This is a genomic window from Parendozoicomonas sp. 209JJ7-1 (assembly GCF_058147085.1).
The window spans coordinates 78,315-94,031 of sequence record NZ_JBYVJU010000012.1 but is presented as its reverse complement, the minus strand read 5'-3'; the positions used below and the strand labels follow the sequence as shown (position 1 = coordinate 94,031).

General features: G+C 52.5%; 11 protein-coding genes. 9 read left to right on the top strand and 2 right to left on the bottom strand.

Features of this window, described 5'->3' with window-relative positions; genetic code table 11:
* The first annotated feature begins 497 nt into the window (after positions 1 to 497).
* From ACY2RQ_RS13175 to ACY2RQ_RS13160, 4 genes are all read left to right on the top strand, one after another.
* Entirely contained in the window at positions 498 to 932 is a 435-nt protein-coding gene (locus ACY2RQ_RS13175) for a universal stress protein (RefSeq protein ID WP_490113450.1), read from the top strand.
* 229 nt (positions 933 to 1,161) lie between these two features.
* Complete coding sequence (locus ACY2RQ_RS13170) at positions 1,162 to 1,845, top strand: metal-dependent hydrolase (RefSeq protein WP_490113449.1); 684 nt, start codon at positions 1,162 to 1,164, stop codon at positions 1,843 to 1,845.
* Between the two features lie 244 nt (positions 1,846 to 2,089).
* Positions 2,090 to 3,247 carry an efflux RND transporter periplasmic adaptor subunit gene (locus ACY2RQ_RS13165; protein WP_490113448.1) on the top strand — a complete coding sequence of 386 codons (1,158 nt, stop codon included), beginning with the start codon at positions 2,090 to 2,092 and terminating at the stop codon, positions 3,245 to 3,247.
* A gap of 15 nt (positions 3,248 to 3,262) precedes the next feature.
* Positions 3,263 to 6,454 (top strand): multidrug efflux RND transporter permease subunit, encoded by a 3,192-nt coding sequence (locus tag ACY2RQ_RS13160; protein ID WP_490113447.1) that lies wholly within the window; start codon positions 3,263 to 3,265, stop codon positions 6,452 to 6,454.
* Between the two features lie 208 nt (positions 6,455 to 6,662).
* On the opposite strand, the gene ACY2RQ_RS13155 is transcribed toward ACY2RQ_RS13160, so the two are convergent.
* The gene (locus tag ACY2RQ_RS13155; protein WP_490113446.1) at positions 6,663 to 6,908 is read right to left on the bottom strand and encodes a hypothetical protein; all 246 of its coding nucleotides are present in this window, start codon (positions 6,906 to 6,908) and stop codon (positions 6,663 to 6,665) included.
* Positions 6,909 to 7,031: 123 nt separating this feature from the next.
* Positions 7,032 to 8,951 carry an ATP-binding cassette ATPase Uup gene (uup, locus tag ACY2RQ_RS13150; protein WP_490113445.1) on the bottom strand — a complete coding sequence of 640 codons (1,920 nt, stop codon included), beginning with the start codon at positions 8,949 to 8,951 and terminating at the stop codon, positions 7,032 to 7,034.
* A 216-nt stretch (positions 8,952 to 9,167) separates the two neighbouring features.
* Between uup and ACY2RQ_RS13145 the strand changes: the two genes are divergently transcribed.
* From ACY2RQ_RS13145 to ACY2RQ_RS13125, 5 genes are all read left to right on the top strand, one after another.
* The gene (locus tag ACY2RQ_RS13145) at positions 9,168 to 10,535 is read left to right on the top strand and encodes an efflux RND transporter periplasmic adaptor subunit (protein ID WP_490113444.1); all 1,368 of its coding nucleotides are present in this window, start codon (positions 9,168 to 9,170) and stop codon (positions 10,533 to 10,535) included.
* Positions 10,535 to 13,696 (top strand): efflux RND transporter permease subunit, encoded by a 3,162-nt coding sequence (locus tag ACY2RQ_RS13140; RefSeq protein ID WP_490113443.1) that lies wholly within the window; start codon positions 10,535 to 10,537, stop codon positions 13,694 to 13,696. The genes ACY2RQ_RS13145 and ACY2RQ_RS13140 overlap by 1 nt, the downstream gene beginning before the upstream one ends.
* Positions 13,696 to 14,352, top strand: coding sequence for a TetR family transcriptional regulator (locus ACY2RQ_RS13135; RefSeq protein ID WP_490113442.1), 657 nt, complete (start codon positions 13,696 to 13,698; stop codon positions 14,350 to 14,352). Before ACY2RQ_RS13140 ends, ACY2RQ_RS13135 begins: the two co-directional genes overlap by 1 nt.
* Positions 14,353 to 14,429: 77 nt before the next feature.
* Positions 14,430 to 14,927, top strand: a complete 498-nt coding sequence (locus ACY2RQ_RS13130) for a peptidylprolyl isomerase (protein WP_490113441.1) — start codon at positions 14,430 to 14,432, stop codon at positions 14,925 to 14,927.
* Between the two features lie 6 nt (positions 14,928 to 14,933).
* Complete coding sequence (locus ACY2RQ_RS13125) at positions 14,934 to 15,668, top strand: UDP-2,3-diacylglucosamine diphosphatase (RefSeq protein WP_490113440.1); 735 nt, start codon at positions 14,934 to 14,936, stop codon at positions 15,666 to 15,668.
* The last annotated feature ends 49 nt before the right edge of the window (positions 15,669 to 15,717 follow it).

The window sequence follows — 15,717 nt, the reverse complement described above, 5'->3', positions numbered from 1 at the left end:
CCCCTGAAAGGCGGCTTCCCTGACACGTCTGCTTCCTCAGACCTGTCACCTGACAAATTCATACAAACGTTTGAATCAAGCTGCGCAACGATCAACCAATTTCCGAATTAAGTCAAGGTTAATACCTACATAAATAATGCGACACGCCGGTTTTTACCAGGTTTATGCGTTGAACTTAATGGGAAAGTAAAGAAATGCGAAGGCATAAGACGGCAGCTTCACAAGGTGGCCAAATGTGTTTGCGTGGGGAATATTCACTTTTATATGACAAATTTTATGAATCATGTCATAGATTCCTATGCTATTTGTTTTAGACTGTTCTCAGCATCCACTGGACGCGCATCAGCCTCGGGCATGCCTGCTCAGCAGTATCAAGCACAACTCATAAGGCACACTAAAGCTGAACGCCGTGATGGATCACAGGCAGCAATACACGAAAACGACGAACACAGAGCAATACAGATAAACAAGAGTAACCAGCCCCAAGGAATAGAAATATGAGTGTTTACAAACATATCCTGGTTGCCGTTGACCTTACCGATGAAGCTGACGCTGTTCTCGATAAGGCCCGCGAAATTGCCGAAGCCAACAACGCCCGCCTCACCCTGGTGCATGTTGTAGAACCCCTCAGTGTCGCTTACGGCAGCGACATCCCCCTTGACCTGACCACTCTGCAGGACGAAATCACCCAGCAGGCCCGGGAGCGCATCTCCAGGCTGGCGGATAAAATCAATGTTGATAAAGGGGAGCAGCATGTGGTTTACGGACGCCCGGAACGGGAAGTCCACCGTATCGCGGAAGAATCCGATATTGACCTGATTGTTGTCGGCAGTCATGGCAGACATGGTCTCGCTCTGATTCTCGGCTCTACATCTACCAGCATTCTCCATGGCGCAAGCTGTGATGTGCTGGCCGTAAGGGTCGGAAAATAGACAACGGGGCACGTTCACAATAAACACAGGGCATGCATTATCGGTTATTTTTATCTGAACGTGCCCTGACAAACACCTCTGACTTTTGAGACTTCTGACCTCTGCCCCGCTCCTTCAACAGACCTGAAGCTTGCCAAATTACCTTTAAAAATCAGAAAATTATTTCACCTTTCTATAAACAACATTAAGATACTGTTTTTTTAGCCAGTAGTTTTTAGCCTGTAGTACCATGGCCAACTTTCCCACACATATAGCCGTTGCCGGTGTCACCAGCGGTGCTCTGGCCATCACCTCCCTCTATGCAGAGCTGGCTACGGCCCAGCAGGCGCTGCTGCTCTGGGGAGTGGGAACCCTTGGTGGCCTGCTGCCGGATATTGATTCCGATAATTCCACCTCCCTGAGAATTATTCACGGCCTGTTAACGATTATCCTGGCAGGGTGTCTGGCCAGTTATCTGGTTACCCGGGTTTCTCTGGTAATGAATATGGCCCTGGTAATTACCGCCATTCTCAGCCAGCACTGCGTGGCTCTGCCCCTGATTCGTCGTATAACAATCCACCGTGGTAACTGTCATTCACTGCTGGCGGGATTAACATTTTCTTTGCTGACCGCCAATATCAGCGTGCATATTCTCAACACCCTGCCACAGACTGCCTTTTTGGCAGGGTTATTTATTGCCGTTGGCTTTCTGGTCCATTTGCTGCTGGATGAGATTTACGCAGTAGATCTGACCAGGGCCCGACTGAAAAAATCCTTTGGCACAGCCATCAAGCCCTTTGCCACCGGCACACCTGTTACCACTGGCCTGCTGGCGGTTTTCTGTTTACTACAGCTTCTTCTCCTGCCCGGATTTAAACCTCTGAAAGTGGTACTTCTGCAACTGATGGCCACCTCCCGGCAAGCACTGGGCTAATAATAAGCCGTTGCATAGAACGATTGTGAATTGATAGAGTCCACCTTAGTATTTTTTTTACTATCCGGTCACTAAACGCTGAACAGCTCAGGTAGAGTGAAGCGATAGGAGATCAGGTACTCCAGCTGTGATAAACAGGCGATTTTTAAAGTCAGCTAGAACGATGTAAATCTTGCAGCATCGATGAGCAGGAGCGTTCAAAAATCGGTTTTGCATCAACGTTTTTTATTTCTCGAGGATAATAATGAAGTCCCCCATTGTTGTTATTGCGTTTGTTTTATCGTTACCGCTATTGCCTCTTACCAAGGTGTTTGCGGATGATGCAACTGATCAACCGATTCCCCTTACTGTGGTTGCAGTGAAAGTCGGCTCAGGGCTGGTAGTAGAGGATCTACCGGGCCGGGTATCGGCCTACTGGCTGGCAGAAATCAGGGCACGGATCAATGGCATTATCGAGCAGCGTGTTTTTACCGAGGGCAGCCAGGTTAATGCGGGCGATGTCCTGTTTAAAATTGGCGGTAAAAGCCTGAGTGCAAGTCACCGGGCACGGCAAGCCGACCTGGCCAGCGCTGAGGCCGCGTATAGCCTGGCCAAACACACTCTGGTGCGATACAAGGATTTGCTGGCCAAGGGTGCCGTCAGCCGACAGGAATATGATACTTACGCAGCGCAAAACCGGCAGTCTGCGGCTCGGGTGGAACAGGCAAAAGCCGGCCTGGAGATTGCTGGAATCCGGTTGGGACATGCAACGGTGAAAGCACCCATTTCAGGACGAATCGGCAAGGCGCTGGTGACGGAAGGCGCATTGGCGCTGGCAGATACCACGCAGCTGGCGATGATTGAGCAGATCGATAAGGTCTATGTTGATTTTACCCGCCCCAGTTCCGATATCCATAAGATTAGAAGAGCCATGAAGTCCGGGCAGCTGAAAGCGACACCGGATAAAAACATCGAGGTAGTCTTTGATGATGGCACTGTCTATCCATACAAAGGCCAGCTTGATTTTTCGGCACTGATTGTTAACCAGGAAACCGGCTCTGTCTCCTTGCGGGCGGTGGTTGAAAACCCCGGTTTTGAGCTGCTGCCGGGCATGTATGTGCGGGTCAAGGTGCCGGTCGCCAGTGAAAAGAATGCCCTGCAGGTGCCGCAAAAAGCGGTGGTGATCGGCCCTGCCGGGGCAGTGGTTTATATGATCAGGAACCAGCAATTGGTGCCGGTCAAGGTCAAGCTGGGTTCCATGGACAATGGACAATGGACAATACAATCGGGTCTGGAAGCCGGTGATCGTGTTGTTGTCAGCGACACCTCGCACCTTAAATCGCAACCCGGCTTGAAATTTGTGGGTATGACGGCTGCCGAGCTGAAAGCAGCACAATCACAATCAGCGCTTAGCAAGCAGTAAACGGGAATACCAGCAATGCCACAATTTTTTATCGACAGGCCCAGGTTTGCCTGGGTGATTGCGATTCTGCTTACAATGGCCGGTATCCTGGCGCTGAAACAGTTGCCGGTTTCAGCTTATCCCAGTATTGCGCCGCCCCAAATCACCATTACCGCAACCTATCCGGGGGCATCGGCTGAAACCGTTGAGAACACTGTTACCTCAGTTATTGAAAGTGGAATGAACGGCATCCCGGGTATGCGTTATATGGCTGCCCAATCCAGTCGCTCCGGTAACAGCACGCTGGTGCTGACCTTTGAAACCGGTACTGATATTGATATAGCGGGGGTTGCTGTACAGAACCGGCTGAAGAGTGTTGAAGCCAAGTTGCCGCCGGAGGTGAGACAGCAAGGCGTCAATATTGATAAAACGCGGCCGGATTTTTTGATGGTTGTCGGTTTGACGTCGCCAAAGGGTACGCACAATGAGACAGCCCTTGGTAATTATATTTCGACGAATATTATCAATGAAATTCGGCGCCTGCCGGGTGTTGGTACCGTGCAGTTGTTTGGTTCAAAGTATGCAATGCGCATCTGGTTGGATCCGAAAAAAATGGCGGCGTACAGTATTGCCCCGGATGACATTATTGCGGCGATAAAAAACCAGAATGCGCAACTGGCTACTGGCGAACTGGGGTCATTGCCGTCGCCTGCAAACCAGCAGCTCAATGCAACCGTGCTGGTGCCATCGCGCCTGTCCACTGAGCAGGAATTCGGCGATATTATCCTGCGTTCCTCTACGCAGGGCGCGGTTGTGCGTTTGCGTGACGTGGCCCGGGTTGAGCGTGGTGCCGAGGAATACGCTGTCAAGGTAACCCTCGGTGGCCAGCCTATCGCGGCTTTTGCTGTGAAGCTGTCTAACACCGGTAACGCTCTGGTTACGGCTGAGGAAGTCAAGCAGAAAATGGCTGAGTTGGAACAGTTCTTTCCAGATGATATGGAATGGAGCGTATCCTACGATACTTCGCTGTTTGTTGACGCCTCGGTCAAAGAGGTCATTGAGACCCTGATCATTGCAATTATCCTGGTCACCATCGTGATGTTTGTGTTCCTGCAAAACTGGCGCACTACGATTATTCCTTTGTTCGCCGTACCGATTTCTTTGATCGGTGCGGTTATCGGCATGTACCTGTTCGGCTTCTCAATCAATATGTTGACCATGTTCGGTATGGTGTTAGCTATTGGAATCGTGGTCGATGACGCTATTTTGGTGGTGGAAAATGTTGAGCGTTTAATGGAAGAGGAGGGGTTAAGCCCTTACCAGGCGACTAAAAAGTCCATGCGTCAAATTAGCGGGGCAATCGTTGGCACCACTGCTGTGTTGACCGCTGTGTTTGTGCCGATGGCTTTTATGGGCGGTTCGGTCGGTCAAATCTACAAGCAGTTTTCCCTGACGATTATTGTCTCAGTGGTGACCTCGGCCTTTTTGGCCTTGTCCCTGACGCCGGCTATGGCGCAAGGATTGCTTAAAGCCAAGAGTAAGCCATCCACGAACCCGTTGATACGGGCACTGGCCACGGCGGGCGGTAAATTCAATGCCGCGTTTGCCAGGCTGACCGACGGTTATATGAAGATTGTTGGTAAAGCGCTGACCCCTGTCGGTATTATTGTCATGGTCGTTGCCTTTCTCGCTATTGTGCTGATTGATTACCAGCGTCTGGCAACTTTGCCCAAGGGGTTTGTGCCGTCGGAGGATCAGGGTTTTATTCTGGTCGGCGGCCTGCTGCCTTCGGGAGCAACCCAGGAGCGCACCGCGGAAGTGGCCCAGCAAAGTGATGCTTGGTTAAGAAGCCAACCAGAGGTGAAGGCAGTTACCACGGTGCTTGGTTTTGGTTTCCTGGGTGAAGGCCAAAACACCTATATTACCTTTGCGAAATTGCACACATGGGATGAGCGGACTGCCAAAGGGGAACGTGATGCTGACACCCTGATTGCAGATGCAGCGCCCGTTTTTGATGCGATGATCGGAGAGGGGCTGGTGTTTGCCTTTAATGTGCCGCCGATTCCTGGTATGGGTGACGGTAACGGCTTTGATTTCAGGCTGCAAAACCGCAGCGATGATCCTGAATTATTGGATCAGGCCGCTGAGCAGTTGATGGGCATTGTGGCCCAGTCCCCGGGAAAGATTGTCGGCTTTCGCGCTAATACCTTGCCGCCTACGCCGCAGCTTAAAATCAATGTGGACCGTATCAAAGCGCGCGCCATGGGCATAAACATCGAGTCGCTGAACGATACGCTGCAAATTGCCTTGGGTTCTGCCTATGTCAACGATTATGTCAATGACGGCAAGCTGCACGAGGTTTGGGTTCAGTCTAATAAAGATACCCGTTCCTCAGTGGCTGATATCATGGATTTGCAGGTGCGTAATGCGCAAGGTGGTTTGGTGGACTTGAAGCAAATTGCCTCGGCTGAATGGGTGCAGGGCCCGGCCAAACTGAACCGGTATAACGGTATACCTTCAGTGCCCTTTACCGGTAATCCGCCGCCCGGAGTCAGCAGTGGTGCAGCAATGGATACCATGCAGGATTTCGTCAAGCAATTACCGAAAGGCATTGGCTATGCATGGTCAGGACAGTCCCTGGAACAGAAGATTTCCGGTGGCCTGGCCCCAATTGTATTCGCCTTGTCAATCGTGTTTGTGTTTCTCGTGTTATCCGCCCTGTATGAAAGCTGGTCGGTGCCGATGGCGGTCATTCTGGTGGTGCCGCTGGGAGTGCTCGGTTGTGTGTTGGGTGTGACACTGCGTGATTACAGCAATGACGTGTATTTTACTGTGGGCCTGATTACCATTGCCGGCTTGTCGACTAAGAACGCTATTATGATTGTCGAGTTTGCGCGTAATTTGCAGCACGAAGGTAAAAGCGCTTACGATGCTGTTGTGGAAGCCTGTAAGCTGCGTTTTCGCCCCATTTTGATGACATCATTTGCATTTGTATTGGGTGTGCTGCCGCTGGCGATAGCAACCGGTGCCGGCTCGGCCAGTCGCCGGGAGATTGGCACAGGCATCCTGGGCGGTATGGTCACCGCGATTGCCTTGGCGGTTTTGTTTGTGCCGGTATTTTACGTGTTGATTCGCAAATTCTTCCCGGCACAACCGTCAAAAGCTGAGCTGGAGGCGCAGCAAGCACCTGTCGCGCCGAATCAACCCACTTTATCGGGGGACGCATAATGCGCTAAGTTAGCCGGTGCGCCATTGTTCCTTGTACCGCGCTGCTGTTCAGCGGCTGTATGAATTTTGCGCCTGATTAATCATTAGGTAAATCCCCGGCTATGTCGGGGAGACTCGCACAGGTTAAACCGATGCATCGATAGCTGGCCTTGATAGCTGGCCTTGATAGCTGGCATCGATGAATCCAACCAAGAGAGCTACACCTATGTCAGACTACAAAAATCTGACCCATACTCGCTGAGATTGTATGTACCATGCTGTATTCATTCCCAAGAAGCGGCAAAAGGTAATCTATGGTCTTGATGAGGACATTGTCAGAGAGTACATCCGGAATCAGGAAAAGAATGATGAGTATCGCGAGCAAATAAAGCTTGGGGTTGATTCGCGCCCTTGGGCGCAACAATAGCCCTTCGAGGGCGTCACCGAATAAGCCTCCGGCTTTGCCGGAGGTCATTTAACTTTAAGCGTCCTGCACTTCCGGTGAGTGAAACCGTGAGTGGTCGCAGTATCGACGAAGTCGAGCTGGCCGACTGACAGGTTTTTTTTACTGATCAGACTGCGGCCAAACTGGTCAATTTTAACCGTTCTGCATATCCTCCAGCTCAGCCCAGCGCTCCATCTTCTCTTCCAGCTCCGTATTCATGGCTTCCAGCCTGGCCAGAGTGGTCTGAACCGTCTGCTGATCCTGCTGATAAAAACTGTTTGTGCCGGTCTCTTCTTCCAAAGCAGCCAGCTCCTCTTCCAGGTTTTCGATTTCAGCGGGCAAAGTATCCAGCTCCCGCTGAAGCTTATAACTGAGTTTCTTTTTCGCCGGTTTGGCAACGGCCGCAGGCTGAGGCTGGGCTTTGGACTGTGCTGGTTTTTCCTCAACCACCTTGCCGCCGTCGCCTTTTAGTGAAAGCTTATCAATACTGCCCCCCTGGCGCAGCCAGTCTTTAAAACCACCGACATATTCCCGAACAATGCCATTGCCCTCAAAAACCAGGGAACTGCCCACCACATTATCGAGGAAATCCCGGTCGTGGCTTACCAGCAGAACTGTGCCTTTAAAGTCCACCAGAATACTTTCCAGCAGCTCCAGTGTTTCCACATCCAGGTCGTTTGTGGGTTCATCGAGAACAAGAACATTGGCAGGCTTGCTGAACAGGCGGGCCAGCAACAGGCGGTTACGCTCACCACCGGACAGGGCTTTAACCGGTACACGGGTACGCTTGGGGGAAAACAGGAAGTCTTCCAGGTAACTGATAATATGGCGTTCCCGGCCATTGATGGAGATCTTCTCCCGACCTTCAGCCACGTTATCAATCACCGTTTTCTCCAGATCCAACTGCTCGCGCATCTGGTCAAAGTAGGCCACCTCCATCTTGGTGCCCTTTTTCACCTTTCCGTTTTGGGGCTGAAGATCACCCAGCAGAATTTTTAAAAGAGTGGATTTACCGACACCGTTAGCGCCAATCAGACCAACCTTATCCCCCCGCATCAAGGTAAAGTCCAGATCCTTCATCAACAGGCCATCTTTATAACCGTGGGTCAGGCCAGTAACCTCCACCACCAGCCTGCCGGAACGTTCCGCCGACTCCAGCTTAAAATTGGCATTGCCCTGAAGATTACGCCTCTCCTGTCGTTCAACCCGCAACGCCTTCAGAGCACGCACCCTGCCCTCATTACGGGTCCGACGGGCCTTGATACCCTGGCGAATCCAGGTTTCTTCCTGGGCCAGCTTTTTATCAAACTGGGCATTCTGCTCCTGCTCCACTTCCAGGGCATGGGCCTTGCGCTCAAGGTAGGTGTCGTAGTTACAGTCCCAGCTGGTGAGATGACCACGGTCCAGCTCCAGGATACGGGTCGCCAGGGATTTCAGGAAAGCACGGTCGTGGGTAATAAACAGCAATGCACCACGGAAATCCTTCAGCTGCTTTTCCAGCCAGGCAATGGTAATAATGTCGAGGTGGTTGGTAGGCTCATCCAACAGCAGAATATCCGGCTCACATACCAGGGCACGGGCCAGTTCCACTCGACGACGCCAACCTCCTGACAGTTCACCCATGGTTTTATCCGCCGATAGCTGCAGACGTTCCAATATTTTTTCCACTCTTTGCTGCAGCTTCCAGCCATCCCGGGCTTCCAGGGCGTGCTGCACCTGCTCAAAGCGCTTCATATCAGCGTCGGTTTTGATATTGCTGGCCAGATTGTGCCACTCAGCAATTAGACGACCAGCATCATCCAGGCCTCCGGCCACAACATCGTACACCCGCTGGTCATCGGCCAGGGGCAGGTCCTGATTCAGTATGCCGATCTTGACGCCATCACCCTTACGTATAACACCATCATCCGGCTGGCTCTGTCCGGAGGCCAGTCGCAGCAGGGTCGATTTACCGGTGCCGTTGCGACCAATCAGACAAACCCGCTCACCGGGCTCAATCTGAAAACTGGACTTCTCCAGCAGGGGCTGATCACCATAGGCGACAGACACATTATCAAAACGTAACAGGGGCATGGGTGCTCAATTCAGAAAACTGTTCAGAAAAAACCGGAGAAGAATAACGGTTTCTCCGCCGAACGGAAACCTGCGGTCCATCAACAGATACACCCAACAACAAATATAATCTGCGTCAGCCCGTTTCGGCACACCCTAATCTTTCACTCATTTACACAGCCCCACCTTTTACATACACTCGTGCATGTATATTTTTTTCCCGAAAACTATCTCCCCATGAAACCATCAAAAAAACTTCTGATTATTCCCGCTGCCCTGCTTCTTGCAGCACTGATTGGTTACCGTCTGCATACCTACCTGACAGAACCGGAAGTGGTTTCCACTGCACGGGTTATCAAGGTGAATGCCCAGACAGTCGAACCCGTCCATCTCACCAACTGGGTTTTCTCCGAAGGAACCGCAGAAGCCCAGCGCAAAGCCTTTCTTGATTTTGAGCGCCCCGGCAGGGTTGTTGCCATTGGGGTTGATGAAAACAACCTGGAGCTTCGGGAGGGCTCCAGAGTTGACGGACCGAAAGTTGCCGGACCGAAAGGTGGCAGCCAGAGAGGCCAGCGCCTTGCCAGCCTTGATACACGCAACTCTGCGGCGGCAGTGCATAGCCTGACAGCCCGTCTTCAGGCGGCCCGCCGTAATAACGAACAGGCAAAAACCCAGATCACCCGGGCCGAAAACGACCTTAACCTGGCCCGTATTGCCTTTAAACGCACCAGCCAGCTGCACCGGGATGGCCTTATTTCCCAGGATGCCCTTGACCGGGACCGTACAGCCCTGCTGAACGCTGAAGCTGTGGTCAATGAAACCCGCAGCGCGGAGGCCTCTGCCCGCGCCCAGGTGGCCAGCATCTCCGCAGAGCTGGAAGGGGCTTTGGCCACCCTGGATAAAGACAGTCTGTTCGCTCCCTTTGACGGACTTATCACGGTAATGAACCTGCGGGAAGGTAATTATTATTATCCGCCCGCCGGCATCACCAGTAACAGCCAGCGGGAAGCGGCCTCAGCCATTGTGGTGGTCGACGACAGTAGTTTTGAAGTTACCCTGTTTGTGCCGGAAGTACATGCTGCCATGTTGAAAGAAGGCCAGACTGTGTGGCTGTCCGGGGATGACAACAGCCTGTACCGCTCCGCCCGTAGCGGAACTCCGGCGGAAAATGTAGTCACCGGTACAGTCTGGTCCGTCAGCCCTTCACTTAGCCTTCAGAATCGTGCCCACACCGTGAAAGTGCGCACCAACAGTGCCAATCCAAAGTTGCAAGATGGACAGTTTATTCGCGCCTGGATTGCCGCACAGGAAAAATCTGAAACCCTGGCCCTGCCCTTTGAAGCCATCTCTTTCCAGAAGGGTGAGCCATACATTTATGTAATCAACAAAGATCAGAGTACCAGCCGCCGCCGTATCACCACAGGCCTGTCCGGTATTAACAGCCTGGAAATCACCTCTGGCCTAACGGCTGGGGAACGGGTAGTGACCCGTGGTCATCACCTGCTGGGCAAAGGCACAAAGGTTGAAGTGATCAGCTCTGCCGCAAATTCGCCTGAAGGGCGCGTTGAGGATGCTGTAAACAAAAGCCGGGAGGAACAGCAGTAATGTCCTGGCTGAAACCTGAAGGGCCGGCCAAACGGCTGTTTGTAGAGTCACTGCTGGCCCGCCTGCTGCTCACCTTGATTGTCACCATGGGTCTTGCGTCGTGGCTCTCCCTGCCCCGGGAGAATTTTCCTGATCTGGAAATCCCCCAGGCTATTATCACTACGGAATGGCCCGGTGCCTCGCCGGAACAGATAGAGAAAGAGATCACCAAGTATCTCGAAGATGAAATCCGCAGTATCAAGGGACTGAAAGATTTTACCAGTGGTTCCTACAATTCTTTTTCCATTGTCGCCGTGGAATTTGATGCGGACATGCCGGTAATGGATGCCATGCAGCGCCTGCGGGCAGCTGTGGACAAGGCAGAAAGCGAGTTCCCCAACGACGGCAATATCGAAAAACCCGATATTGAAGAAATGTCCCTGACCAACACCCCGATCATAACCTGGGTGCTGCACGGAGACAGTGACGACCTGCTGCTGACCGACACCGCCGAACGACTGAAAAAAGCCCTGGAAAGCATCAGTGATGTAAAAAAGGTTGAGCTCGGTGGCATGCGGGAAAAAAGCCTTCATGTCCAGCTCTATCCTGAACAGCTGCGTAAATTCGGTATCTCACCTGTCACCATCAGGGATGCCCTGACCACCAGCAACCGTGATATGGGTTGGGAAAAATTTGAAAGCGATAACAATGTCTTCTCCCTGTATCTTCAGGGGCGCTTTGACACCGTTGAAAGCGTTAAACAGCTGCCTGTCCTGCGCATAAACGAAAACCGTGTCGTACGTCTGGGGGAGCTGGGCGATATCAGCCTGCGCCTGGATCGGGAAACCTCCCAGACCGAATTCAGTATTGGCGGGAGAGCCGCTACCCGGGGCATCACCCTGGATGTGATGAAGCGTCCTGGCGCGGACACCCTTAAGGTGATCGAGACCACTGTCAGAGTGATGGAGGAAATACAGCAGAAAAGTGACTGGCCTGCTTCACTGACCATTACCCAAGTCAGCGATGACGCGGAAATGATTGAGTTGGCTTTCAATGATATTTCCAGCTCCATGTTCCAGGCAGTATTAATTGTTTTCGCTATCCTGATGTTCCTGCTTACCTGGCGGGAAGCTCTGGTGGCTGGCCTGGCCATACCCGCCACCCTGCTGGGTATGATTGCCCTGCTGCCAGTACTGGGTTACAGCTTCAACTCCATGGTGATGATTGGCATGGTGCTGGCTCTTGGCCTGCTGGTGGATGTCTTTATCCTGGTGATGGAAGGCATGCATGAGGGGCTTTATGTCCGAAAGGAGAGTTTTGCCGAAGCCGCCCTTAACACAGTAAAAACCTATGCCATGCCCGCCATTGCCGGACAGATGACCACTGTTCTGGCAATGATTCCGATGATGATGGTGGGAGGCATCGACGGTAAGTTTATCCGGGTTCTGCCTATCACCATCGCCATTTGCCTGCTGTTAAGCCTGGTGATTGCCTTCCTTATCTGTATTCCCCTGTCCCGCTGGCTTCTTGAGGCCCGCAAACAGGATGAGGAACTGGCCATAGATCGCCTGACCTATGCTTATGGCGCTAAACTACAAACCTTCCTGTTGAACAATCCCTTGTCCAGTCGCCGTCGTACATGGCTATGGGTAGGTGGTGCCCTTGCCCTGTTCATGGTCAGTATCAATATTGCCAAACTTCTGCCGGTGGAAATGTACCCGGAAAGCGATGACCGCAAGATTGGTATCGCCATTGAACTGTCTCCGGATGCCACCCTGGAGCAGTCAGCACAGGTCACTCACAAAGCCTCACAGTGGCTGCAACAGCAACCCTGGATTGAAAAGTTTGTCAGTTACACTGGTGCTTACAGTCCGGTAACAACGGCCAACCTGAAAGACGCCCTGCTACCCAACAAGAACTCCCACCTTGTGGGCTTTACTGTGATTCTCCTGCCCAAGGATGAGCGGGACCGGCTCTCCTTTGATTACCTGGATGACATCCAGAATGGCCTGAACGATGTACTGTCCGAAGAGCCCGGTCTCAGGTTGCAGCTGACCCATGTCGGTGGCAATCCGGATACATCGGCTCCGGTCGCAATTATTCTTACCGGCCCGGACTACCAGGTGCTTAACCAGCTGTCCCGGGAGGTTCAGGAAGAACTGGCTGCAATCCCCGGCACCCGGGATATAAGGGATAATATGGGGTATCCCCTGCCCGAAGCCCGCTACACCTTTAACCGGGAGCAACTGAACTTCTACAAGTTTAATGAAGCCGATGCCTCCGCCCAGGTTCGCATGGCTATGAGCGAAGATGATTATGGTCGCTTTAAGGTGGAAGGCACCGATGATGACCCGAAGCTGCGTATCGGTTATCGCTGGCCCTCCAACAACGGTGATGTAGGCGGCCCCAAGCATGTTTCCGAAATACAGCTGCTGGATATTATTACCCCCGACGGCAAAGCCATTCCCCTTATGGACGTAAGCGAGTTCACCGTTGACAGCGTCCCCAGGGTTTACCTGCACCAGGATGGCCAGCGTGCCGTTACTGTCCAGGGCCGAACCAAGGACGCGACCGCCACAGATATTATGATGGTGCTTAAGCCAAAGCTGGAAGATCTGAAAAAGCATTGGCCGGCCGGCTATGACTACACCCTGGGGGGGGAGGTCGCCAAGGCCGATGACAGCTACGGAGATATGGGCAAAGCCTTTGTCGCCGCCATGATTATGATCCTGATCCTGCTGGCGCTGCTCTATAACTCCCTGAGACAGCCGTTTATTATCCTGCTGATTGTGCCCCTGGCGGTCACAGGCACTCTGCTGGGTTATTTCCTGAGCGGTATTGCCCTGTCGTTTACCGGATTGATCGGTATTGTGTCTCTGTCGGGTATTGCGGTAAACAACGCCATCGTGATGGTGGATACCGCCAACACCAACAGGGCAAAAGGCATGGCCAAAGCCCAGGCTGTCGCCAAAGCCGCCGGTGATCGTTTACGGCCTATAATCAGCACCACCCTGACTACCATTCTTGGCCTGATGCCCCTGGCGCTCAGTGACCCAGGCTGGTACCCACTTTGCATGGCCATTGTTTACGGCCTGCTGGGTTCTACGGTTATCGCCCTGTTTATTATTCCCTGTCTCTATGTCCTGCTGACCGGAGAGAACAGAGAAGGGAGTACCACCTGATGGCCCGCAAAACCAAAGAAGAGGCGGAAAAAACCCGTCGGCAGCTGCTGGACTCTGCCCTGAAACTGTTCAGCAGCAAAGGACTTGCACAAGTGACCCTTGCGGATATCGCCAGGGATGCAGGCACAACCCGGGGAGCAATCTACTGGCATTTCAAGCACAAGAATGAAATGCTGAACGCCCTCTGGGAAGAGGCCTGCGCACCTCTGGAGCGCTCCTTTGAGACCCTGACCGGCAACCCGGAAATTCCCCCTCTGCGGGCGCTGGAAGGTTACCTGGAGAATACGTTTCTGGAAATCGCCACCAATACCATCAGTCAGCAGACCATCCGTATCTTTGTCCAGGCCGTTTATATGCCCCCCTATACGGAAGGACTGAAACGTATCCATTGTGAATGGCACAAGGATATTGCCGCCAGTCTCAGGATCGCGGAGAAGAACGGTGAGCTGCGCGCCGACCTCGATGCCGACATGGCCGCGGCCCTGATTATGACCAGCATGGACGGTCTGATTACCAGCTGGCTGGTAAACAACGACCTTATCGATATCAAGGGCCATGCCAGGCTTCTGGCACGGCAGCAGATTGATTCTATCCGCAATCCTGAACTTATCCGTATTCAGGTAAAGGAAGATAGCGCATCACTGAAGACTGCATAACTTCTGTAAAGAGGTTATGATTATTGGCGGCTGTTCATGCGGACAGCCTTTAACCTGTTTTTATCGGAATCTATTCAATGGCTGTTATCCTGCACACCAACTACGGTGACATCACTCTGACTCTGGACGCAGAGAAAGCCCCGGCGACCGTAGCCAACTTCCTGGAGTATGTGAAATCCGGTCATTACAACAACACCATTTTTCACCGTGTGATCAGCAACTTTATGATCCAGGGCGGCGGCATGGCCCCCGGCATGGAAGAGAAGCAGACCCGTGCGCCGATCAAGAATGAAGCAGACAACGGCCTGAAGAACGCCCTGGGCACCATTGCCATGGCCCGAACAATGGATCCCCACTCCGCCACCGCCCAGTTTTTTATCAATGTCACCGACAACGACTTCCTCAACCACTCTTCCAAAACCGAGCAGGGCTGGGGTTATACGGTATTCGGCAAGATCACCGAGGGCATGGATGTGGTTGACAAAATCAAGGCTGTGAAGACTGGCAGCCATGGCTTCCATCAGGATGTTCCCACGGAAGAAGTCATTATCGAATCCGCTGAAATCGTGGAGTAAAGTCTGTTGCGATCGCTGTTTATCTCCGATCTGCATCTGACGCCAGAACGCCCGGATATTATCCGGGCGTTTCTGCGTTTTCTGGAACAGGAAGCCCTCAAAGCCCAGGCCCTGTATATTCTCGGGGACTTTTTCGAATACTGGATTGGTGATGACCTGATGGATGAGTTCCATCACCGCATTGCCAATGCCCTGAATGACCTTGCCAGTCAGGGTGTTCGTGTCGCCTTTATGCCAGGTAACCGGGACTTCCTCACCGGCAAAGGCTTCTGCCAGACAGCCAACTGCCAGCTGCTGGACGACCCAAGCCTTATAAAACTGGGCAGCGACGAAGTGCTGCTGATGCATGGTGACAGTCTCTGTACCAGCGATATTGGTTATTTGCGTTTTAGAAAAGTGGTGCGTAACAAAACCGTACAGACACTGTTTCTTGCCCTTCCTTCCCGCCTCAGGCAACGTCTTGCACAAAAGCTGCGCGCCAACAGTAAATCCGCTGTCAAAGAAAAAACCATGATGATGATGGATGTCACCCCAGGTGCTGTCTCAAAAGTTATGGCCCGTCACAATGTCAGTACCCTGATCCATGGCCATACCCACAGAGCCGCAGTCCATCAACTACAGGGAACGGACCAGCGCATCGTCCTGGGGGACTGGGACGTGAAAGGCTGGTACCTGAGCCATAACAGTGATTTGCCTGAAGGCCAGCAGTTCAAACTGGTGAGTTTTCCCATTCAGGACTGACACTTCTCCTCCGAATTAGCAGCTACCCTTTCCGGCTTACCCAGACTCT